The organism is Mycobacterium sp., assembly GCF_965229105.1.
Taxonomy (GTDB): domain Bacteria; phylum Actinomycetota; class Actinomycetes; order Mycobacteriales; family Mycobacteriaceae; genus Mycobacterium.
On the sequence record NZ_OZ245858.1, the window covers coordinates 1,613,245 to 1,634,081 of the forward strand.

A 20,837-nucleotide genomic window follows, 5' to 3' on the forward strand; every position below is an offset into this window, starting at 1 on the left:
GAATCAGCCAATGGATCGCGCTGAGTTCTGCCTCGATGCCGTGCGAAGAGCTAGCGGTCGCCGCTGGAGCGGACCCCGAGCAGAACATCTTCCCAACCCGGTACGGCGGGCCTGCCACGCTTGGCGCGCGGCGCAGGCCGTTCGGGCGCGGTGACTGCCGGGGCCGGGGCCGGGGCTTCCCGCTCGACGACGACCGGATGCTCGACGGCGTCGAAGTCGAGTTGGGCCACCCGCGCGACGGGACGCAGGACGCGCTCGAAGTTGGGGTCGATCAATTCAGCAGCGGTGTCGTCGACAGCGCTGACGGTGCCGCCGTGGGCGCCGGGAGTGAAGCGGAAATGTGCCAGGTTGTCCGACTTACCCGCCTTCCATGCCAGCTGCACGGTCCAGCGGTTGTCCTCGTTGCGCCAGGCATCCCAATTCAGCACATCGGGATTCAGCCCCCGCGAGACCAGCGCGGTGGTGACCGTCTCCAGCAGGGTCAGGACTGAAGGCCCGTCGTGCAGGATCGGATGCGCCGCGGTGGCCAACTCTGCCGCCCTTGACCGCTCCAGCAGAACCGGATGCGCGAACCGCTCGATGCGGGTGATATCGGCGTCGGCCGATTCCGCGAGTTGCTCGACGGATGCTCCGGCCCGGATCCGGGCTTGGATTTCCTTGGGAGTCAGCACGTTGGCGACCTCGATATCAATTTGAATCTGGTTCAGCCGGGTCCGGTCGCCACGCACGGCGGCGCGCAGACGATCGTCGACTCGGAGCCGGAACTTCTGGGTCGGGTCATCCCCCTCGCAGAGGATGTGTCTGCCATCGACATCGAGCCCAACGACCTTGAGTACCGGCATGTGCCGGACCTTACTGCAGCACAGAGCGGGTTTAGGGGTGACACGCGGTGAATGTCACGGCGAGATTACAACCGCTGGACGACCCAGTCGACACATGCTGTCAACGCGCTGATGTCATCGGGTTCGACGGCCGGGAACATCGCGACGCGCAGCTGGTTGCGGCCGAGTTTGCGGTACGGCTCGGTGTCGACGATGCCATTGGCGCGCAGGGTCTTGGCGACCGCCGCGGCGTCGACGGATTCGGCGAAGTCGATGGTCCCGACGACCTGGGAACGCAGCGCAGGGTCGACGACGAACGGTGTCGCGTATTCCGAGGCTTCGGCCCAGGAGTACAGGCGCTGCGACGAATCGGCGGTGCGCTTGACGGCCCAGTCCAACCCGCCGTTGCCCAGCAGCCAGTCGAGTTGCTCGGCCATCAGCACCAGGGTGGCGATCGCCGGGGTGTTGTACGTCTGGTTCTTGAGGCTGTTCTCCACCGCGATCGGCAGGGACAGGAAGTCGGGCACCCAGCGCCCCGAAGCGGCAATGGCATCGACGCGGGCCAGCGCCGCCGGACTCATGATGGCGAACCACAGACCGCCGTCGCTGGCGAAGTTCTTCTGCGGGGCGAAGTAATAGGCATCGGCGTCGGTGATATCGACGGGCAGCCCGCCAGCACCCGAGGTGGCGTCGATGACGATGAGCTTGCCGTCGGAACCGGCGGGCCGGTGCACGGGCAGTGCGACACCGGTGGACGTCTCGTTATGGGCCCAGGCGATCAGGTCGACGGATGGATCCGATATCGGCTCCGGCGCGCTGCCTGCATCGGCCTTGACGATGATCGGATCGCCGACGAACGGGTTCTTGGCGACGCACGACGCGAACTTCGCGCTGAATTCGCCGAACGTCAGGTGTAGCGAGCGCGTGTCGACCAGACCGAAAGCGGCGGCATCCCAGAACGCCGTGGAACCGCCGTTGCCCAGGATGACCTCGTAGCCATCGGGCACCGAGAACAGCTCCCGCAGGCCGCTGCGCACCCGCCCGACCAGGTCTTTGACCGGCGCCTGCCGGTGCGAGGTGCCGAACAGGGCGGCCGCCGTCGTCGACAGCGCGGTCAGCTGTTCGGGGCGCACTTTGGACGGGCCGCAGCCGAACCGGCCGTCGGCGGGTTTGAGCGAATCGGGGATGGTCAGCTGGTCAGGCATGCCCCAAGCCTAAAGCGTCAACACCCGTGCTCCGTCGGTGGTCACTGCGACGGTGTGCTCGCTGTGTGCAGCGCGCGCGCCGGTGGCGGTGCGCAAGGTCCAGCCATCGGAGTCGTGCACGTAGTCATCGGTGCCGTCGGCGATCAGCATCGGCTCGATCGCGATCACCAACCCCGGCTTCAACTTCATCCCTTTCCCGCGCCGGCCCTCGTTGGGGACGTGCGGATCCTCGTGCATGGTGTGCCCGATGCCGTGCCCGCCGTGGTCGGCGAGCATGCCGTACCCGGCTCTGCGCGCCGAGTCGCCGATCGCGAACCCGATGTCGCCGAGGGTGTTTCCGGGGCGGACGGCGGCAATCCCGGCCGCCAATGCGGCTTCGGTGGCGGCGATCAGCGCCGCGTCGGCATCGCGCGGGGTGCCGACGATGAAGCTGCGGGCGGCATCACCGCACCAGCCGCCGAGAGTGGCGCCGAAGTCGACCGACACCAGGTCGCCGTCGACCAGCACCTGATCGGTGGGGATGCCGTGCACGACGGCATCGTTGACCGAGACGCACAGCACGGCGGGGAAGGGGGTGGGTGCCCAGTTGGGGTGATAGTTGAGAAACGGTGAGCCGGCCTTATGGCGCATCAACACCCCGGCGGCCACCCGGTCGAGGTCGGCAGTGGTGCGCCCGGGCGCGGCGTGCTCGACCACGGCGCGCAGCGCCTCGGCGACCACCGCGCCTGCCCTGGCCATGGCGTCGACCTCGGCGGTCGTCTTCAACTGGACCATGGGGAATCTTCTTTCCGATGGCGGACCGTCAGATTGGCCCTGGTATTTATCCGGTACCTGCGGTACCGTTTGGACAACAGATAGCTAAATGTAAACCTCAACAGGAGGCTTCACATGGCACGGACCGCAATGATCCGGCGCTGGCGGCGCAATATGGATGTCGCCGATGACCAGCAGTATGTCGACATGCTCACCACACTGTCCGAGGGCTCTGTGCGACGCAACTTCAATCCGTACACCGATATCGCCTGGGATTCGCCCGAGTTCGCCGTGATCGATAACGATCCCCGCTGGATCTTGCCTGCCACGGATCCGATCGGCCGGCACTCCTGGTATCGGTCGCAGTCGCAGGAGCGTCAGATCGAAATCGGGATGTGGCGCCAGGCCAATGTCGCGAAGGTGGGATTGCACTTCGAGTCGATCTTGATCCGCGGTCTGATGGAGTACGCCTTCTGGACACCCAACGGCTCACCGGAATACCGGTACTGCCTGCACGAGGCCGTCGAAGAGTGCAACCACACGATGATGTTCCAGGAGATGGTCAACCACATCGGGGCCGACGTGCCCGGTATGCCGCGACTTCTCAAGTGGATTCAGCCGGTCATCCCGCTGGTCGCCGGACCGCTGCCGATCCCGTTCTGGTTCGGCATCCTGGCGGGCGAGGAACCGATCGACCACACGCAGAAGAATGTGCTGCGCGAGGGCAAGGCGTTGCACCCGATCATGGAACGGGTGATGGCCATCCACGTCGCCGAGGAGGCTCGGCACATCTCGTTCGCACATGAGTATCTGCGCAAGCGGGTCCCGAATCTGCCTCGACGCAAACGGTTCTGGCTGTCGCTTTACGTGCCGATCGTCATGCGGGTGCTGTGCTCGGCCATCATCGTGCCGCCGCGCGCATTCTGGAAGGAATTCGACATCCCGCGCTCGGTGCGCAAGGACATCTTCTTCAAGTCACCGGAGTCGCGGCTGATGCTGCGCGATATGTTCGGTGATGTGCGGATGCTGGCTCACGACACCGGGCTGATGAATCCGGTCGCCAAGCTGATCTGGCGGATCTGCCGGATCAACGGTCGGCCCAGTCGGTTCCGCAGCGAGCCCGCGCGCCAGCATCTGGTCTCGGTAGCCTGAGGCCCGTATGCCTCATGTGATCACCCAGTCGTGTTGTAGCGACGGGTCCTGTGTCTACGCGTGCCCGGTGAACTGTATCCATCCCTCACCGGACGAGCCGGGTTTCGCGACGGCCGAAATGCTCTATATCGATCCCGTCGCCTGCGTGGATTGCGGGGCCTGTGTGAGCGCGTGCCCGGTCGGTGCCATTGCGCCGCAGTCGAAGCTCGAGCCTGCGCAGCTGCCGTTCGTCGAACTCAACGCCTCGTTCTATCCCAAGCGTGAGGGCAAGCTGCCGCCGACGTCGAAGCTGGCGCCGGTGATCCCCGCGCCGGTCATCCGGCACGCCGCCCGGCCGCTGACGGTGGCGATCGTCGGCTCGGGACCGGCCGCGATGTACGCCGCCGATGAGCTGCTGACCCAGTCCGGCGTCCACGTCAACATGTTCGAAAAGCTGCCCACGCCATACGGTTTGGTGCGGGCCGGCGTCGCACCTGATCACCAGAGCACCAAACAGGTGACGCAGCTGTTCGACGGGATCGCCGGTAGGCGCGGTTTCACGTTCTACCTGAATGTCGAAATCGGTGAACACCTGAGCCATGCCGATCTGCTGGCGCACCATCACGCCGTGGTGTACGCCGTCGGCGCTCCCAACGATCGTCGCCTCGACATCGACGGGATGGGCCTGCCGGGGACCGGCACGGCCACCGAGATCGTGGCCTGGTTCAACGGCCATCCTGATTACGCGACGCTCCCTGTCGATCTGAGCCAGGAGCGGGTCGTCATCATCGGCAACGGCAACGTGGCCCTCGATGTCGCCCGCATCCTGACCGCGAATCCAGATGACCTGGCCCGCACCGATATTGCCGATCATGCCCTGGCTGCCCTGCGGTCATCGAAGGTCCGCGAGGTCGTCATCGCCGCCAGGCGCGGCCCCGCGGACTCCGCGTTCACGTTGCCGGAGCTGATCGGGCTGACCTCGAAGGCCGAGGTGGTCCTCGACGCCGCGGACCATCAACTGGTGGCCCGCGATCTCGCCGATTGTGGTTCGGGGCAGGACAACCATCTGATCCGCGCCAAGCTGGAGATCCTGGCCACGCTGGGGGATGCCTCGGTGCCCGCGGCGCGGCCTCGCATCCGGTTGGCCTACCGGCTCACGCCGGGGCGCATCACCGGTGGGGACCGGGTGTCGTCGGTCGAGTTCACTCGCACCGGCACAGACGAGCTGATCACCCTCGGCACCGGCCTGGTCCTGACCTCAATCGGCTACCGCGGCAAGCCCATTCGCGATCTTCCCTTCGACGAGACCGCGGCTGTGGTACCCAACGAGGGGGGTCGGGTCCGGCCCGGCACCTACGTGGCGGGCTGGATCAAGCGTGGCCCGACCGGTTTCATCGGTACCAACAAATCCTGCGCGCTGGAAACCGTGCAGGGCCTGGTCGACGATTTCAACGCTCGCCTGCTCACCGACCCGGCGGCCGGGCCGAGCGCCCTGAGCCGACTGGTGGGCGAACGGCAACCGGCCGTCGTCGACGCCGTCGGCTGGCGGGCCATCAACGCTGCGGAGATCAGCAGGGGAGAGGCCGACGGCCGACCACGCGATAAGTTCACCGCCGTGCCGGACATGCTCGCCGCGGCGACCGGTGCGCCGAAACTGACTGTGCGTCAACGCCTGCTGACGGGTCTGCGCGGCTGAGCACGGGCTGACCAGCGGCCTTCGTCGAAACGGACCGCGATCGGATACTGGAATGCCGCAGAGATGTTCTCGGTGGTGAGCACCGACTCCACGGTCCCCTGTGCGACGATGGCGCCCTCGGCCAGCAGCAGGGCATGCGTAGTCGTGGTGGGCAGTTCTTCCAGATGGTGAGTCACCAGGATCGACGCCAGTTCGGGATGGCTGTCCACGAGCGAGTCGACGGTTTCCAGAAGTTGTTCGCGCGCAGCAACATCGAGTCCGGTCGACGGCTCGTCGAGTAGCAGCAGTCGCGGATTGCATACCAGCGCCCTGGCGATCAGCGCTCGGCCACGTTCGCCCTGGGATAGCGTCGGCCACCGATCGGCTGCGCGGCGAGCCAGCCCCAGCGCGTCGATCAGGGAGTCGACATGCTGCAGATCATCAGGGCTGGGCTGCCAGCGGTTGGGGATCTCGATGGTTCCGGTGATGCCGGTGGTGACCACTTCGCGCAAGGTCAGCGGCGTACGCAACGGATGGCGGGGGTTGACATGACCGATGGTCTTACGCAGCTGCTGTAGCTCCACCCTGCCCAGCTGTTCCCCCAGCACGTGCACGGTACCGGTGGTGGGATGTGTTTCAGCGCCGCACATTCCGAGGATGGTCGTCTTACCGGCCCCGTTCGGGCCGAGCAGGGCCCACTGCTCACCCTCGGCCACAGCGAAGCTGATGGGCGCCAAGATCTGCTTACCGTCGCGACGGAACGTGACGTCTCTGAGCTCTAAGACGGTCATTCCTGTTGACTCATGGCTTTCTGAATCTCCTCGAAGCTGACCTCCCGCACCGGCTGACCAAGGGACCAGTGATGGCCGAACGGATCCCGCACGATGCCGTAGCGATCACCCCAGAACTGGTCCTCCAGCGGCATGACCACCGTCGCGCCCGCATCGATGGCGCGCTGAAATGACGACTCGACATCGGTGACCGTGAGATGGATGGTGACCGGGGTGCCGCCGAGCGCTATCGGTGAGGAGGACTTGCCGTCGTTGTACTCAGGAAAATCGTCGGACATCAGCACGGTGGCGCCGTTGATCTGGATTGCGGCATGCATCAGCTTGCCGCCGGGACCTGGAATGCGTCCCAGCTCAACGGCATTGAAGGCCTTGACGTAGAAGTCGATGGCCGCGGCAGCATCGGCGATGGTCAGGTAGGGCGACAGGGCGGGTTCGACGACGATGGCCATGGGGTGCTCCTTGGTGGTGGATGGACGGTCTCCCCGGTACAGACCGCCGATGACGACGTTACTCATCGAGCCCAGGCCGATGTTGTGGTGTTCGGTCTCGTGTCGTACGGTCAACTTAGTTGATATCGACATTTCTGTGAAAGGCCATCCTCTCTCGTCCCGCGACTGTCGCCGCTCAATGAAAGGGTCACGGATGCAGCGGGTTTCACTCGGGCGCCGACTAGGCCAACGGTGGATGCTGCTGGTCGCGGTGGCGGTGATCGTGCTGGCCGGTTTTGCTGTGTATCGGCTGCATGGAATTTTTGCCTCCCGCGACGTGGTGTCCACGCCCAGCGGCTCCGATAACAACATCGTGCCGTTCAACCCCAAACACGTGGTCATCGAGGTCTTCGGCCCGCCGGGCACGGTGGCGACCATCACCTACACCGACGTCAACGCCCAGCCGCAGCGGGCCGACGCTGTGCCGCTGCCCTGGGCCTACGACACGACCACCACCCAGCCGTCGGTGTTCGTCAATGTGCAAGCCCAGGGCGACAGCGACTCGATCGGTTGCCGCATCAAGATCGATGACGTGGTCAAGGACGAGAGATCGGCGGATAACGTGAACGCCTTCACCTACTGCCTGGACAAATCCGGATGAGTCAGCGCATTCCGGAACTGATCCGGCGGTTTTCGGTCCTGATCGCGCTGTTCTGGCTGGGCCTTGCGGTGGTCACGAATGTTTTCGTGCCGCAGCTGGAGACCGTCGCCGAATCGCACAACGTCTCGCTGAGCCCGCAGGATTCGCCGTCACTGCTGGCCAGTAAACAGATCGGCAAGGTGTTCGGCGAGTTCGATTCCGACAGCTCGGCGATGATCGTGCTTGAGGGTGATCAGCCACTCGGTGCCGACGCCCACCACTACTACGACGACTTGGTGCAGAAGCTCTCCCAAGACACCAAGCATGTCGAGCACATTCAGAACTTCTGGGGGGATCCGCTGACGGCGGCCGGCTCACAGAGCGCCGACGGCAAATCGGCCCTGGTGCAGCTGTACCTGGCTGGTAACCAGGGGGAGTCGCTGGCGAACGAGTCAGTGGATTCGGTGCGCAACATCGTCAACGCGACAACGCCGCCCCCGGGTGTCAAGGCCTACGTGACCGGTGCCGCGCCCCTGGTCACCGACCAGTTCGAGGTGGGCCGTCACGGCACCTTGAAGACCACCCTGATCACTCTCGGGGTGATCGCGGTGATGCTGTTCTGGCTCTACCGGCGGCTCACCACGGTCTTTCTGGTGATCTTCACGGTGATGATCGAGTTGACGGCGTCTCGTGGCGTCGTCGCGGTGCTCGCGAACGCAGGCATCATCGAGTTGTCCACGTATTCGACCAATCTGCTGACGCTACTGGTCATCGCGGCCGGCACCGATTACGCGATTTTCCTTCTCGGTCGGTTTCACGAGGGGCGTCTGCTGGGTCAGGATCGCGTTTCGGCGTTCAACGCGATGTATCACGGCACCGCGCACATCATCCTGGGTTCGGGCCTGACGATCGCCGGCGCCGTGTTGTGCCTGACCTTCACCCGGTTGCCCTATTTTCAGAGCCTCGGTGTTCCCGCCGGTATCGGCGTCCTCGTCGCGGTGGTGGCAGCGCTGACGCTGGCGCCGGCCCTGCTGGTGATCGGTCGCCATTTCGGCCTGTTCGAACCGGCCCGACCGATGCGCACCCAGGGGTGGCGGCGGATCGGCACGGCCATCGTGCGTTGGCCCGGACCTGTTCTTGTGGTGACGATCGCCATCGCGCTGATCGGTCTGCTCGCCCTGCCCGCCTACAAGACGAGTTATGACGCCCGGCCCTATATGCCTGCCAGTGCCCCGGCCAATGTCGGTTACGCGGCCGCCGAACGACACTTTTCGCAGGCCCGGCTGAACCCAGAGCTGTTGATGGTGCAAGCCGACCACGATCTGCGCAATCCGACCGACATGATTCTGCTGGAGCGCGTGGCCAAGGCGGTGTTCCACACCGACGGTATCGCCCAGGTGCAGTCGATCACCCGTCCGCTGGGCACCCCCCTTGACCACACGTCGATACCGTTCCAGATCAGCGCGGGCAGCGCGTCGCAGATCAACAATCTGCCGTTCCAGCAGGCCCGTGGCGCCGATCTGCTCAAACAGGTGGATGTGATCAACAACTCGATAGATGTTCTGCGGCAGCAATATTCGCTGCAGCAACAGTCCGGCGCTGTGACCGATGAGCAGACCAAGGCATTCCAGAACACGGTCGCCACCGCCCAGGACCTGCGCAACAAGATTGCCAACTTCGATGACTTCTTCCGACCGCTGCGCAACTACTTCTACTGGGAGCCGCACTGTTTCGACATCCCGGTCTGTGCCGCACTGCGGTCACTGTTCGATGCACTCGACGGTATCGACGAGCTGACCGACCAACTGGCTGACGTCGCGGGCAGTATCGCCAAACTGGATGCGCTGCAACCGAAACTGCTGGCATTGATACCACCGCAGATCGCCAGCCAGGAGACCAACCGCGACCTGACGCTGACCAACTACGCCACCACCTCGGGTATCAACGACCAGGCGCAGGCGGCCCTGCAGAATTCCACCGCCCTTGGCCAGGCCTACGACGCGTCGAAAACCGACGACTCGTTCTATCTTCCGCCGGAAGCGTTCACCAACCCCGAGTTCCAGCGCGGTGAGAAGCTGTTCATGTCACCGGACGGCCATGCCGCCAGGATGATCATCACCCACGACGGTGATCCCGCTACGCCAGAGGGTATTTCGCATATCGACGCCATCAGACACTCCGCGCAGGAGGCGGTCAAAGGCACGCCCTTGGCCGGGTCCAAGATCTATATCGCCGGCACCGCGGCCACCTACAAAGACATCCAGGATGGCGCCAAATACGATCTGATGATCGCCGGGATCGCGGCACTGAGCCTGATACTGCTGGTGATGATGTTCATCACCAGGAGCATCGTCGCAGCGTTCGTCATCGTGGGCACCGTGGCGCTGTCATTGGGTGCCTCGTTCGGACTCTCGGTGCTGATCTGGCAGGACCTCTTCGGGATCGAGCTGTACTGGATCGTGTTGGCGCTGGCCGTGATTCTGCTGTTGGCCGTGGGATCGGATTACAACCTGCTGCTGATCTCCCGGTTCAAGGAGGAGATCGGCGCTGGAGTAAACACCGGGATCATCCGGGCGATGGCCGGCTCCGGCGCGGTGGTGACCGCGGCCGGGCTGGTGTTCGCGGCGACGATGGCGTCCTTCGTCTTCGCCGACTTGCGGATCCTCGGCCAGATCGGCACCACGATTGCACTGGGCTTGCTGTTCGACACGTTGATCGTGCGGTCGTTCATGACGCCGTCCATCGCGGCGCTGCTCGGGCGCTGGTTCTGGTGGCCGCTACGGGTGCGGCCCCGCCCCGCCAGCCAGATGCTGCAGCCCTACGGATCTCGCGCAGCGGTACGTCAGCTGCTGCTGTGGGAAGACGATGACCCTGCGGTCGCCAAGGAGTAGTCGGGTTCTGGCTCCGTGACGGGAACATCGCGCAGCCGGCCCTGCAGCCCCGCGACCTTACGCAGCTGAACCGCCATGTTGATCGACGTCAGCATGGGGATGCCGCCGATGAAGGTGCGAAACGACGGATTGCCGCCGTCGAGGTGAAGCATGAACAGGCAGCCGACGACGTAGAAGAGGCCGATGCAGAACAGCGTGGCCGGGATGGCGTACGCGAGCGGTGATCGGGCATCGGTGACCAGTTCGGTCGCGTAATCCACCTCGTCCCGCGACATCGGTTCGCGCTTGCGGAGTTTGGCCAGGACAGCCTTGTGGGCACCGACCTTCTCGCCCATCGGATGGGGTGTGCGATTCTCCAACCGGGTGATGTAGACGAAGACACAGGTGGCCAACGCCAACGCCGCCACCGCATCCAGGATCGCCAGATCGCCCCACGGAAGAAAATTCACCATGCAGGAAAAGCTACCTGAACTTAGTGAATCTATCTATATTTATTCGGTGACGACCTGACTCCAGCCCTCGACCGATTCGGGGCTGCGCGGACCGGGGCCGACATAGATGGCCGCCGGGCGGACCAATTTGCCGAGTCGCTTCTGCTCCATGATGTGCGCGCACCAGCCCGCGGTCCGACCGCAGGTGAACATCGCGGGCATCATCCTGGCGGGTACCTTGGCGAAGTCGAGGATGACCGCGGCCCAGAATTCGACGTTGGTCTCGATGGCGCGGTCGGGTCGACGTTCGCGAAGCTCGGTCAGCGCCGCCTGCTCCAAGGCCGCCGCCACCTCGTAGCGGGGCGCGTCGAGGCGCTTGGCGGTGGCCCGCAATACCCGCGCCCTCGGATCCTCCGCCTGGTAGACGCGGTGCCCGAATCCCATCAGTTTTTCCTTGCGATCCAGGATGCCCTTGACCAGTGCGCGGGCGTCGCCGGTGCGCTCGACGTCCTCGATCATCGGAAGGACCCGGGCCGGGGCACCTCCGTGCAGAGGCCCGCTCATGGCACCGACCGCACCGGATAGCGAGGCCGCCACGTCGGCGCCGGTGGACGCGATCACCCTGGCGGTGAAGGTCGAGGCGTTCATCCCGTGTTCGGCGGCTGAGACCCAGTAGGCGTTGATGGCTTCGACATGCCTGGGGTCTGGTTCGCCCTGCCAGCGGGTCATGAATCTGGCTGTCACCGTTGTGCATTCGTCGATGACGCGCTGCGGCACGGCCGGCTGGTAGATGCCGCGGGCGGACTGCGCCACGTATGACAATGCCATCGCCGATGACCGGGCCAACTGGTCGCGGGCGGTGTCGTCGTCGATATCAAGCAGCGGTGGAAAGCCCCAGATCGGCGCCAGCATCGCCAGGCCGGCCTGCACGTCCACCCGGACGTCACCGGTGTGGATCGGCAACGGGAACGGTTCGGCCGGCGGCAGGCCGCGGCCGAACTTCCCGTCGACCAGCAGCGCCCACACATCGCCGAAGGAGACGTGTTGAGCCACCAGATCCTCGATGTCCACGCCGCGGTAACGCAGCGCTCCACCGTCCTTATCGGGTTCGGCGATATCGGTGGTGAAAGCCACCACACCGGCGAGACCTTCGACGAAATCCTTGTGCACCGCGGAAGTCATGACCCGATTGTGACACCGGGTTTTTCGTCGTAGGCCAGGGGTACCGTTGGCCAGGTGGTTGACCCCGACAGCGCGCACCTCGCAGGCATGCGGGTCGAGTACGGCTCAGTGGAAAAAGACGGTACCGCGGACCTGTCTGCTGACTGGCTCGATCACGGCTGGCTTGCCCTGTTGCGCAAGTGGATTGGTGACGCAGAACACGCCGGCGTCGCCGAGCCCAATGCGATGGTGCTCGCCACAGTGCATGAGGGAAGACCGGCCGCCAGAACGGTGTTGTGCAAGAGCGTGGATGAGACAGGAATCACGTTCTTCACCAACTACGGCTCCGCCAAGGGGACTGACCTGGCTGTGACGCCGTATGCGTCGGCCACCTTCCCATGGTTCCTGCTCGGCAGGCAGGTGCATATCCGCGGCGCGGTCAGCAAGGTCAGTGCCGAGGCGACCGCCGAGTACTGGTCGTCACGGCCCCGCGGGTCACAGCTGGGCGCTTGGGCGTCGCACCAGTCGCAGACCATCGCGTCGCGCGCCGCGCTGATGGCCCAGTTGGCCGAGGTGACCGAACGCTTCGCGGAGACCGACCCGATCCCGGTGCCGCCGAACTGGGGTGGCTATCTGATCAGCCCCGACACCGTCGAGTTCTGGCAGGGACGGGAAAACCGGGTGCACAACCGCATTCGGGTGACGGGCGGGCGCGTCGAGCGCCTGCAACCGTGAGGCTGTTCGCCGACACCACCCCACTGAGGCAACCTGACTTCCGCCGGCTGTGGTGGGCCGGTATCCCCACGGTGATCGGCGCGAACCTCACGATTTTCGCGGTACCGGTGCAGCTGTATGTCCTGACGCAAAGTTCGGCATACGTCGGGTTGGCCGGGGTCTTCGCCCTGGTGCCCCTGGTGGTGTTCGGATTATGGGGCGGGGCACTGGCCGATGCGATGGACCGCCGGACCCTGCTGATCATCGCCTCCTGCGGACTGGCCGTGGCGTCGGTGTTCCTGTGGGTCCAGGCTGCGCTGGCGCTGAACAACGTGTGGGTGGTGCTCTGCCTGCTGGCGGTGCAACAGGCCTTCTTCGCGATCAACTCGCCCACCAGATCCGCGGCCATCCCGCGCATGCTGCCCGAGGATCAACTGCCTGCCGCCAACTCACTGAACATGACGGTGCAGCAATTCGGCGCGATCGTCGGTCCCCTGCTCGCCGGCCTGATGCTGAGCTTTGTCGACCTGTCGACGCTGTACCTGATCGACGCCATCACCTGTCTGATTCCGATCTGGGCGACGATCCGGCTGGCGAAGATGCCGCCTACCGCAACGTCCGAAGGCACTGCGCGCTGGGGTTTCGCCGCGGTTGTTGACGGCTTTCGCTACCTGGCCGGTAACACCGTCGTGCTGATGTCCTTCGTGGTCGACCTGATCGCGATGATTTTCGGCATGCCGCGCGCGCTGTTCCCGCAGATGGCGCACCAGAGCTTCGGCGGACCCGTCGGCGGCGGCACCATCATGGCGTTGCTGGCCGCGGCGATGTCCGTGGGTGCGGTCGCCGGTGGCGTGTTCTCCGGTTGGTTGCCCCGGATTCGACGCCAAGGTCTGGCCGTTGTCGTCGCGATCGTCGTCTGGGGCGTGGCGATGGCCGGTTTCGGCGTCGCCGCCGGTTTCGGCCACGGCCATGCCGGGGCGTTTTTATGGGCTGCGCTCGTCTTCCTGGCCGTCGGCGGGGCCGCAGATATGGTGTCGGCGGCGTTCCGGTCGACCATCCTGCAACAGGCCGCATCCGATGATCTGCGCGGACGGCTGCAGGGCGTTTTCATCGTCGTGGTCGCCGGTGGCCCCCGCGTCGCGGACGCGCTACACGGTGCTGCTGCAGCCGCCGTCGGCACCACGGTCGCTGCGGCCGGGGGCGGCGTTCTCGTCGTCGTCGGGGTGATGCTTGCTGCGGTGGCGGTCCCCGCGTTCGTCCGCTACCGCGTCAGCAGTCACGTCAGCGAACGACAAAGTTCGGCTACCGACAAATTATCGTGACTGCGAAATGCGCTTATCGGCAGTTAGCCGTGCGTCAACGCTGACGCGGACTACGATTCCTGACTGTGGTTGATCTAATTGGCGACGCCACCCCGGGACTGCGTGAACGCAAGAAGCAGCGGACGAGGGCAACTCTGATCGAAGCCGCAGTACGTCTTTGCTTGGAGCAGGGGTACGACAACACCACCGTCGAGCAGATCGCCGCCATCGCCGACGTCTCGCCACGAACGTTCAGTCGCTACTTCGCGACCAAGGACGCCGTGGTGATGACCCTGCTGGAAGATCTGGTCGAGGCCGTCGCTGCCGAGCTGGCGATGGTGCCGCACGACGTGCCGGTGCTCGAAGCCATGCGCTACGCCCATGTCACCGCACTGAGCAGGGTTCGCACGGGTGGTGTCCCCGGACTGACCCCCGACCGCGTCGTGCTGATGCTGCGCATCGTCAATTCGACTCCGAGGCTCAAGATTGCCGCTACCGAGTTCCGCCCGCATGCCACCACGGTGGCCCTCGCCGAGCGGCTCGGCGTCGACCTGTCCGATCGCAAGCTGCACCTCGTGCTGGCGGTCTGGTCGGCCATCATCGTGACCGCCTGCGGCGACCTTGTCGACAGCGTGGACGGTATCGAACTGGGCCCCGAGCTCATGGTCGAACGGATCGGGGTGGCCTTTGACCAGTTCACCTCGATGACCACCGACCTACCCCGCTAGCCGATGGCAGACGAGCGGCCAGGCCTGCGGGAACGCAAGAAGATCCGCACCAGGTCGACGCTGATCGATGTCGCGGTCGAGTTGTGCCAGCGCCAGGGTTACGACAAGACGACTGTCGAACAGATCGCGGCGGCCGCCGATGTGTCACCGCGTACGTTCAGCCGTTACTTCCCCACCAAGGAGTCGGTGATCGCTGCCGCCGCCGACGACATCGACGAGATCATCGCGCGGGAGCTGGCTGTCCAGGCAACCGATATCGCCGAGTTCGAGGCGCTGTTGCGCGCGCACCTGCGGGCCTTCGCGCCCCGCCCGGATGGTCCCTCGCCCGCGTTCGTCCGGATGGCCGTGATGATCCAGATCGTCAACGCCTCGCCGAGGTTGAACGAGTCCGCGTTCACCATCCGGCAGGACCTGCACGAGAACGCGTCGATTCGCGTGCTCGGCGAGCGGATGGGTTTGCCACCGCATGACCTTGCCGTGCGGCTGGTGGCCGATTCCTGGACGCTGCTGTTCGTCGCGGCTTTCCGCGGGATGGGCACACCGGGCGACGATCCGATCGAGGCCGAGATTCTCTGCGCTCGACTGACGGCCACGTTCGGGCTCTTCCGCCGGTTGTGGGCGCCGTGGCAGACCCACGGGCAACCCCCCGCAGGCGCGCCGCAGTGATAGCGACTACCTTCACTGAGTACAGACAGCGTGGTCGCTGCCAATGAGTGCAGAAGGGGTTCTTGTGGCCAGCAGCACATCCTCGGATTCATCTCCGGACACCGCCGCTCTTACCTACCCCGGTGGCGAGATCGATCTCGAGATCGTCCATGCAACAGAGGGTGCCGACGGTATTGCGCTCGGCCCGTTACTGGCGAAGACCGGTTACACGACGTTCGACAACGGGTTCGTCAACACCGCTTCCACCAAGTCCGCGATCACCTATATCGACGGCGATGCCGGCATCCTGCGCTACCGCGGGTACCCGATCGAGCAGCTCGCGGAGAAGTCCACGTTCATCGAGGTCAGCTACCTGCTGATCTACGGGGAACTGCCGACCACCGACCAGCTGGAAAAGTTCACCACCTCGATCCAGCGACACACCTTGCTGCACGAGGACCTCAAGCGTTTCTTCGACGGTTTCCCCCGCAACGCGCATCCCATGCCGGTGCTCTCCAGCGCCGCGAACGCCCTGAGCGCCTACTACCAGGACTCCCTTGACCCGTTCGATCCCGAACAGGTCGAGCTGTCGACGATCAGGCTGCTGGCCAAGATGCCGACCATCGCCGCGTACGCCTACAAGAAGTCCGTCGGGCAGCCGTTCCTCTATCCCGATAATTCGCTGACGCTGGTGGAGAACTTCCTGCGGATGACGTTCGGCTTCCCTGCCGAGCCCTACGAGGTCGACCCCGAGATCGTCAAAGCGCTCGACATGCTGCTGATCCTGCACGCCGATCACGAGCAGAACTGCTCGACATCGACTGTGCGGTTGGTCGGTTCATCGCAGGCCAACCTGTTCACCTCGATCTCCGGCGGGATCAACGCCCTGTGGGGTCCGCTGCACGGCGGCGCCAACCAGTCGGTGCTGGAGATGCTGGAGAAGATCCGTCAGTCCGATGGCGACGTCACCGAGTTCGTCCGCAAGGTGAAGAACCGCGAGGACGGCGTCAAGCTGATGGGCTTCGGACACCGCGTCTACAAGAATTACGATCCCCGGGCGCGGATCGTCAAGGAGCAGGCCGACAAGATCCTCGGCAAGCTCGGCGGCGACGACGATCTCCTCAACATCGCCAAGGCGCTGGAAGAGGCGGCGTTGACCGATGACTTCTTCATCGAACGCAAGCTCTACCCGAACGTCGACTTCTACACCGGCCTGATCTATCGCGCGATCGGCTTCCCGACCAGGATGTTCACCGTCCTGTTCGCGCTGGGCCGGCTCCCCGGTTGGATTGCGCATTGGCGGGAGATGCACGACGAGGGTGGCGGCAAGATCGGCCGTCCGCGTCAGATCTACACCGGCTATGGCGAGCGCGACTACATCACCATGGGCACCCGATAGTTGCCAAACCAACAGTTGTAGTTCCACAATGGTTGTGTGATTGAAACTGTCCGCGAGCTGACCCCTGGTCGCAAGGCCATCATTCTGACTTCGTGTTGTCTGAGCCTGCTGATCGTTTCGATGGACGCGACCATCGTCAACGTCGCGATCCCCACCATCCGGGCCGATCTGTCCGCCAGCCCCGAGCAACTGCAGTGGGTCATCGACATCTACACGCTGGTGCTCGCCTCGCTGCTGTTGCTCTCCGGGGCCACCGCTGATCGCTTCGGTCGCCGTCGGGTTTTCCAGATCGGTCTGACGATCTTCGCGGCCGGCTCATTGCTGTGCAGTCTGGCGCCGTCGATCGAGCTGTTGATCGGCGCGCGACTCCTGCAGGCCATCGGCGGGTCGATGCTCAACCCGGTGGCGATGTCGATCATCACCCAGGTCTTCACCGGTCGGGTCGAACGCGCGCGGGCCATCGGAATCTGGGGCGGCGTGGTCGGGATCTCGATGGCGCTCGGCCCGATCGTCGGTGGCACCCTGATCCAATTCATCGGCTGGCGTTCGGTGTTCTGGATCAACCTGCCGATCTGCGTGTTGGCGATGGTGCTGACCGCCGTGTTCGTGCCGGAGAGCAAATCGCTGACGATGCGCAATATCGATCCGATCGGTCAGCTGCTCGGGATGGGATTTCTGTTCGGCATCGTCTTCGTGTTGATCGAAGGGCGCGGTCTCGGCTGGACCAGTCCCGTCACGTTGGGCGTCCTGGTTGCTGCGTTGCTGGCGTTCGTCGCCTTCCTGCGCTATGAATCCCGCCGTACGGATCCGTTCATCGACCTTCGCTTCTTCCGTAGCATCCCGTTCGCCTCGGCGACGGTCACCGCGGTGTGTGCCTTCGCCTCGTGGGGTGCGTTCCTGTTCATGATGTCGCTGTATCTGCAGGGTTTCCGGGGTTTCTCGGCGCTGCACACCGGCCTGCTGTATCTGCCGATTGCCGTTGGTGCACTGATCTTTTCGCCGTTGTCCGGGCGGATGGTCGGCCGGTTCGGCGCGCGTCCCTCACTACTGACGGCGGGGGTGCTGATCACCGCGGCCACCATCATGCTGGCGTTCCTGTCCGCCCACACCCCGGTATGGGCGCTGATCGGTATCTTCGCGGTCTTCGGTATCGGATTCAGCGTCGTCAATGCGCCGATCACCAATGCGGCGGTCAGTGGCATGCCGACGGACCGGGCCGGGGCCGCCTCGGCGATCGCCTCGACCAGCAGGCAGATCGGGGTGAGTCTTGGTGTGGCACTCTGTGGTTCGATCGCCGCATCGGCGCTCGCCGATACCAGGGTGGATTTCGCTGCCGCGGCCCGACCGCTGTGGCTGGTCTGCGCCGTGTTGGGCCTGGTGATCTTCGCGCTTGGTATCTTCGCTACGTCCGCGCGGGCCATCCAGTCCGCGGAACGGTTGGCGCCGTTGATCGCCGGGCCGGCGCACGGGGTCGGGAGGGCTCATGAACCGCAACGAGCAGGCTGAGAACCTTTTGGCAGATGAGGTCTGGCGGGATCTGCTGCGGTTCGTCTTCGACAACCGGGACAGCTGGCGCCGGGCAGTGGTCGACCAGTCCGGCCTACCGTTCAGCCGGATCCGTATCCTCAGACGTCTTGCGAAAAGCCCACTTACGGTCAAAGAGGTGGCTCACAACGCCACCATGGACGCGCCCGCCGCCACCGTTGCGGTCAACGATCTGGAGGAGCGGGGCTTGGTGGTGCGGGAGATCGACCCGTCGAACCGGCGGTGCAAACTGGTCTCGCTGACCGAGGCCGGTCGCGCCGCGGTGGCCGGTATCGACTCCGCAGACGATCCTGCGCCCGACGGGTTGGCCGCGCTGGACGACGATGACCTGGTGGCGTTGCGGGCGATCCTGGACAAGATCACCCGCGGCTGAGTGCGGGGGCAGTCAGCTCAGGTATCCCTCGACTTCGTCGGCCGGTCGCACGCTCGCCTCGCTGGGGTCGCCACCGGTCTCGCGTAGTGCGCGACGCTGCCGCAGAAGATCCCAGCACTGATCGAGGGCGACCTCGATGGTGCGCAGGCGCGCATGCTCCTCGGATTCGGTGATCTCGTGCTTCTGCAGCTTTTCCCGCAGCTCCTTCTCCTCGCTGACGAGGTCATGGATGCGTGCCAGGGTGTCGCCGTCTTGTTCTGCCATTGCTCCAGTGTGCCAGTAGCCTGCCCAGGTGAAGGCAACCCGCAGTGCGATTGTCACAGGAAGTTCCAGCGGTATCGGTCTGGCCGTGGTCCAGATGCTCCGCGAAGAGGGCTACGGGGTCACGATGGTGGCTAGGCGTGCCGAAAAGCTTTCAGCGGCAGAAGAATTGGTGTCCGCCCAACCCGGACCGGCAGTACATGCCCTCTCGGGCTCGGTGGCCGATGAGACCTTCCTCGACGAGGTGGTCGAGTTTCATCGCGCGACTTTCGGCTCCCTCGACCTACTGATGAACAACGCGGGTATCGCCGAGCGCCTGCCTGTGGGCGATATCACCGCCGACTTGCTCGACGAGCAGTACGCGGTCAACACCCGTGCGGTGATCCTGCTGACCAGCAAGAGCCTGCCGCTACTGCAGGCTGCCATTGCCGCGCGCGGCACGGCTCAGGTCGTCAACACCTCGTCCAATGCCGGTAAGCGCGGTGAGGCGAACCTGTCCACCTACTCGGCCACCAAAGCCGCCGTGCTCGGGTTCACCGAGGCGTTGCATCAGGAATTGTCGACATCGGGGATCAAGGCCACCGCCATTTGTCCCGGGCTCGTCGACACCCCGATGGCCGATGACACCCGTGATGTGGTCTCGCCCGAAGAGATGATTTCGCCGCGCGATATCGCCGAGGCGGTGCGGATGACGACCAGGCTGTCGCGGTCGTGCACGGTGCCGGAGATCATCATGCTGCGGCCGACGGATTGGCTACTACCGCCCGATGCCTGAGCGGGCCGTGTATAGGGTGGCTGACGTGACTTCCAAACCTGAAATCGACTTTCCCGAAGGTCCGGCTCCCGCGGATCTCGTCATCGAAGACGTGGTGATCGGTGACGGCGCCGAAGCGGTACCCGGCGGCACCGTCGAGGTGCATTACGTCGGCGTCGAGTACGACACCGGCGACGAGTTCGACAGCTCCTGGGATCGCAAACAGTCCATCGAGTTCCCGCTGCGCGGTCTCATCCAGGGCTGGCAGGACGGGATCCCCGGGATGAAGGTCGGCGGACGCCGGAAGCTGACGATTCCACCGGAGTCGGCCTACGGACCCGCCGGTGGCGGCCACCGACTCTCGGGTAAGACCCTGATCTTTGTCATCGATCTACTCGGGGTCCGCTAGCCAGGTCGGCAAAGCCGCTGCCCCGCTGGGCAATTGCGGCTATTGAGTGCGCAACACGAAGCCGACGCCGCGCACTGTGTGCAGCAGTCGGGGGGCGCCGCCGGCCTCCAGCTTGCGGCGTAGATAGCCGATGAACACATCGACGACGTTGGTATCGGCGGCGAAGTCGTAACCCCAGACCAGCTCGAGCAACTGGGCACGCGACAGCACTGCGGTCTTGTGTTCGGCGAGCACGGCCAGCAGGTCGAATTCGCGTTTGGTCAGATCGACGTCGACACCGTTGACCCTGGCCCGTCGACCCGGGATGTCCACTTCCAACGGGCCGACCGCGATCGTCTCCGAGGACAGCGTGGCCGTTGAACCGCGGCGGCGCAGCAGTGCGCGCACCCGTGCCACCAGCTCGGCAAGGACGAACGGTTTGACCAGATAATCGTCGGCGCCGGCCTCCAGGCCGGCCACCCGGTCATCGACGCTGCTGCGCGCGCTCAGCACACACACCGGGACGTCATTGTCCATCGCCCGCAACGCCGTCACGACACTGACGCCGTCGAGGATCGGCATGTTGATATCGAGGATGATCGCGTCGGGCCGGGTCTCGGTGGCACTGCGCAGCGCCTCCGCGCCGTCGACCGCGGTCGACACCTCGAATCCAGACAACCGCAGCCCGCGCTCCAGTGATGCGAGTACGTCGGCATCGTCGTCCACCACGAGCACCCGGGGTGAGGCCATACCACTGTCCATCCCGCCATCTTGCCTGATGAACGACCGTGGGCGCGGTAGG

22 protein-coding genes are annotated in these 20,837 nt (G+C 64.9%); 13 read left to right on the forward strand and 9 right to left on the reverse strand.

From position 1 onward, the window contains the following. Window positions 1-50: 50 nt before the first annotated feature. The 3 genes from sepH to map all read right to left on the reverse strand — a co-directional run bounded on the left by sepH (window position 51) and on the right by map (window position 2,800). Window positions 51-842, reverse strand: coding sequence for a septation protein SepH (gene sepH / locus ADBZ9O_RS07825; RefSeq protein WP_526529978.1), 792 nt, complete (start codon window positions 840-842; stop codon window positions 51-53). 65 nt (window positions 843-907) lie between these two features. Continuing rightward, window positions 908-2,026, reverse strand: coding sequence for a phosphoserine transaminase (serC, locus tag ADBZ9O_RS07830; RefSeq protein WP_526529980.1), 1,119 nt, complete (start codon window positions 2,024-2,026; stop codon window positions 908-910). 9 nt (window positions 2,027-2,035) lie between these two features. After that, entirely contained in the window at window positions 2,036-2,800 is a 765-nt protein-coding gene (gene map, locus ADBZ9O_RS07835) for a type I methionyl aminopeptidase (protein ID WP_526529982.1), read from the reverse strand. A 114-nt stretch (window positions 2,801-2,914) separates the two neighbouring features. Between map and ADBZ9O_RS07840 the strand changes: the two genes are divergently transcribed. Continuing rightward, a complete protein-coding gene (locus ADBZ9O_RS07840; protein ID WP_526529984.1) occupies window positions 2,915-3,931 on the forward strand; it encodes a diiron oxygenase in 1,017 nt (338 codons plus the stop codon). 7 nt (window positions 3,932-3,938) lie between these two features. Next, the gene (locus ADBZ9O_RS07845) at window positions 3,939-5,606 is read left to right on the forward strand and encodes an FAD-dependent oxidoreductase (RefSeq protein WP_526529986.1); all 1,668 of its coding nucleotides are present in this window, start codon (window positions 3,939-3,941) and stop codon (window positions 5,604-5,606) included. Here the strand turns inward: ADBZ9O_RS07845 and ADBZ9O_RS07850 are convergent. Next, window positions 5,576-6,376, reverse strand: coding sequence for an ABC transporter ATP-binding protein (locus ADBZ9O_RS07850; RefSeq protein WP_526529988.1), 801 nt, complete (start codon window positions 6,374-6,376; stop codon window positions 5,576-5,578). The two genes, ADBZ9O_RS07845 and ADBZ9O_RS07850, sit on opposite strands and share 31 nt — an antisense overlap. Further along, window positions 6,373-6,825 carry a VOC family protein gene (locus ADBZ9O_RS07855; protein WP_526532945.1) on the reverse strand — a complete coding sequence of 151 codons (453 nt, stop codon included), beginning with the start codon at window positions 6,823-6,825 and terminating at the stop codon, window positions 6,373-6,375. Before ADBZ9O_RS07855 ends, ADBZ9O_RS07850 begins: the two co-directional genes overlap by 4 nt. A gap of 193 nt (window positions 6,826-7,018) precedes the next feature. Here ADBZ9O_RS07855 and ADBZ9O_RS07860 point away from each other — a divergent pair, with 193 nt between their 5' ends. Both ADBZ9O_RS07860 and ADBZ9O_RS07865 read left to right on the forward strand, forming a co-directional pair. Beyond that, on the forward strand, window positions 7,019-7,465 hold the full coding sequence (locus ADBZ9O_RS07860) for an MmpS family transport accessory protein (RefSeq protein WP_526529990.1): 447 nt from the start codon (window positions 7,019-7,021) through the stop codon (window positions 7,463-7,465). Then, window positions 7,462-10,335 (forward strand): MMPL/RND family transporter, encoded by a 2,874-nt coding sequence (locus ADBZ9O_RS07865; protein ID WP_526529992.1) that lies wholly within the window; start codon window positions 7,462-7,464, stop codon window positions 10,333-10,335. Before ADBZ9O_RS07860 ends, ADBZ9O_RS07865 begins: the two co-directional genes overlap by 4 nt. Here ADBZ9O_RS07865 and ADBZ9O_RS07870 read toward each other — a convergent pair. After that, window positions 10,287-10,787: a hypothetical protein gene (locus ADBZ9O_RS07870; RefSeq protein ID WP_526529994.1), complete on the reverse strand. Its 501-nt coding sequence runs from the start codon at window positions 10,785-10,787 to the stop codon at window positions 10,287-10,289. The genes ADBZ9O_RS07865 and ADBZ9O_RS07870 overlap by 49 nt on opposite strands. Window positions 10,788-10,826: 39 nt before the next feature. Next, the gene (locus tag ADBZ9O_RS07875; RefSeq protein WP_526529995.1) at window positions 10,827-11,948 is read right to left on the reverse strand and encodes a citrate synthase; all 1,122 of its coding nucleotides are present in this window, start codon (window positions 11,946-11,948) and stop codon (window positions 10,827-10,829) included. A gap of 87 nt (window positions 11,949-12,035) precedes the next feature. On the opposite strand from ADBZ9O_RS07875, the gene pdxH reads away from it, so the two are divergent. The 7 genes from pdxH (at window position 12,036) to ADBZ9O_RS07910 (ending at window position 18,632) form a co-directional block, all read left to right on the forward strand. Continuing rightward, complete coding sequence (pdxH, locus tag ADBZ9O_RS07880; RefSeq protein WP_526532947.1) at window positions 12,036-12,662, forward strand: pyridoxamine 5'-phosphate oxidase; 627 nt, start codon at window positions 12,036-12,038, stop codon at window positions 12,660-12,662. Then, window positions 12,659-13,963 carry an MFS transporter gene (locus ADBZ9O_RS07885; RefSeq protein WP_526529996.1) on the forward strand — a complete coding sequence of 435 codons (1,305 nt, stop codon included), beginning with the start codon at window positions 12,659-12,661 and terminating at the stop codon, window positions 13,961-13,963. The genes pdxH and ADBZ9O_RS07885 overlap by 4 nt, the downstream gene beginning before the upstream one ends. Before the next feature lie 65 nt (window positions 13,964-14,028). Next, on the forward strand, window positions 14,029-14,670 hold the full coding sequence (locus ADBZ9O_RS07890) for a TetR/AcrR family transcriptional regulator (protein WP_526529997.1): 642 nt from the start codon (window positions 14,029-14,031) through the stop codon (window positions 14,668-14,670). A 3-nt stretch (window positions 14,671-14,673) separates the two neighbouring features. Then, window positions 14,674-15,336 (forward strand): TetR/AcrR family transcriptional regulator, encoded by a 663-nt coding sequence (locus ADBZ9O_RS07895; protein ID WP_526529998.1) that lies wholly within the window; start codon window positions 14,674-14,676, stop codon window positions 15,334-15,336. A 43-nt stretch (window positions 15,337-15,379) separates the two neighbouring features. Further along, window positions 15,380-16,714 carry a citrate synthase gene (locus ADBZ9O_RS07900; RefSeq protein ID WP_526529999.1) on the forward strand — a complete coding sequence of 445 codons (1,335 nt, stop codon included), beginning with the start codon at window positions 15,380-15,382 and terminating at the stop codon, window positions 16,712-16,714. 36 nt (window positions 16,715-16,750) lie between these two features. Next, the gene (locus ADBZ9O_RS07905) at window positions 16,751-18,220 is read left to right on the forward strand and encodes an MFS transporter (protein WP_526530000.1); all 1,470 of its coding nucleotides are present in this window, start codon (window positions 16,751-16,753) and stop codon (window positions 18,218-18,220) included. Next, the gene (locus ADBZ9O_RS07910) at window positions 18,198-18,632 is read left to right on the forward strand and encodes a MarR family winged helix-turn-helix transcriptional regulator (RefSeq protein ID WP_526530002.1); all 435 of its coding nucleotides are present in this window, start codon (window positions 18,198-18,200) and stop codon (window positions 18,630-18,632) included. Before ADBZ9O_RS07905 ends, ADBZ9O_RS07910 begins: the two co-directional genes overlap by 23 nt. A gap of 12 nt (window positions 18,633-18,644) precedes the next feature. Here the strand turns inward: ADBZ9O_RS07910 and ADBZ9O_RS07915 are convergent, their stop codons facing one another. Continuing rightward, complete coding sequence (locus ADBZ9O_RS07915) at window positions 18,645-18,896, reverse strand: DUF2630 family protein (protein ID WP_526530004.1); 252 nt, start codon at window positions 18,894-18,896, stop codon at window positions 18,645-18,647. A 28-nt stretch (window positions 18,897-18,924) separates the two neighbouring features. On the opposite strand from ADBZ9O_RS07915, the gene ADBZ9O_RS07920 reads away from it, so the two are divergent. Both ADBZ9O_RS07920 and ADBZ9O_RS07925 read left to right on the forward strand, forming a co-directional pair. Further along, complete coding sequence (locus ADBZ9O_RS07920; protein WP_526530006.1) at window positions 18,925-19,668, forward strand: SDR family oxidoreductase; 744 nt, start codon at window positions 18,925-18,927, stop codon at window positions 19,666-19,668. A 25-nt stretch (window positions 19,669-19,693) separates the two neighbouring features. Beyond that, a complete protein-coding gene (locus ADBZ9O_RS07925) occupies window positions 19,694-20,056 on the forward strand; it encodes an FKBP-type peptidyl-prolyl cis-trans isomerase (protein ID WP_526530008.1) in 363 nt (120 codons plus the stop codon). Between the two features lie 39 nt (window positions 20,057-20,095). On the opposite strand, the gene prrA is transcribed toward ADBZ9O_RS07925, so the two are convergent. Next, window positions 20,096-20,797: a two-component system response regulator PrrA gene (gene prrA / locus ADBZ9O_RS07930; RefSeq protein ID WP_526530010.1), complete on the reverse strand. Its 702-nt coding sequence runs from the start codon at window positions 20,795-20,797 to the stop codon at window positions 20,096-20,098. Window positions 20,798-20,837 lie beyond the last annotated feature (40 nt).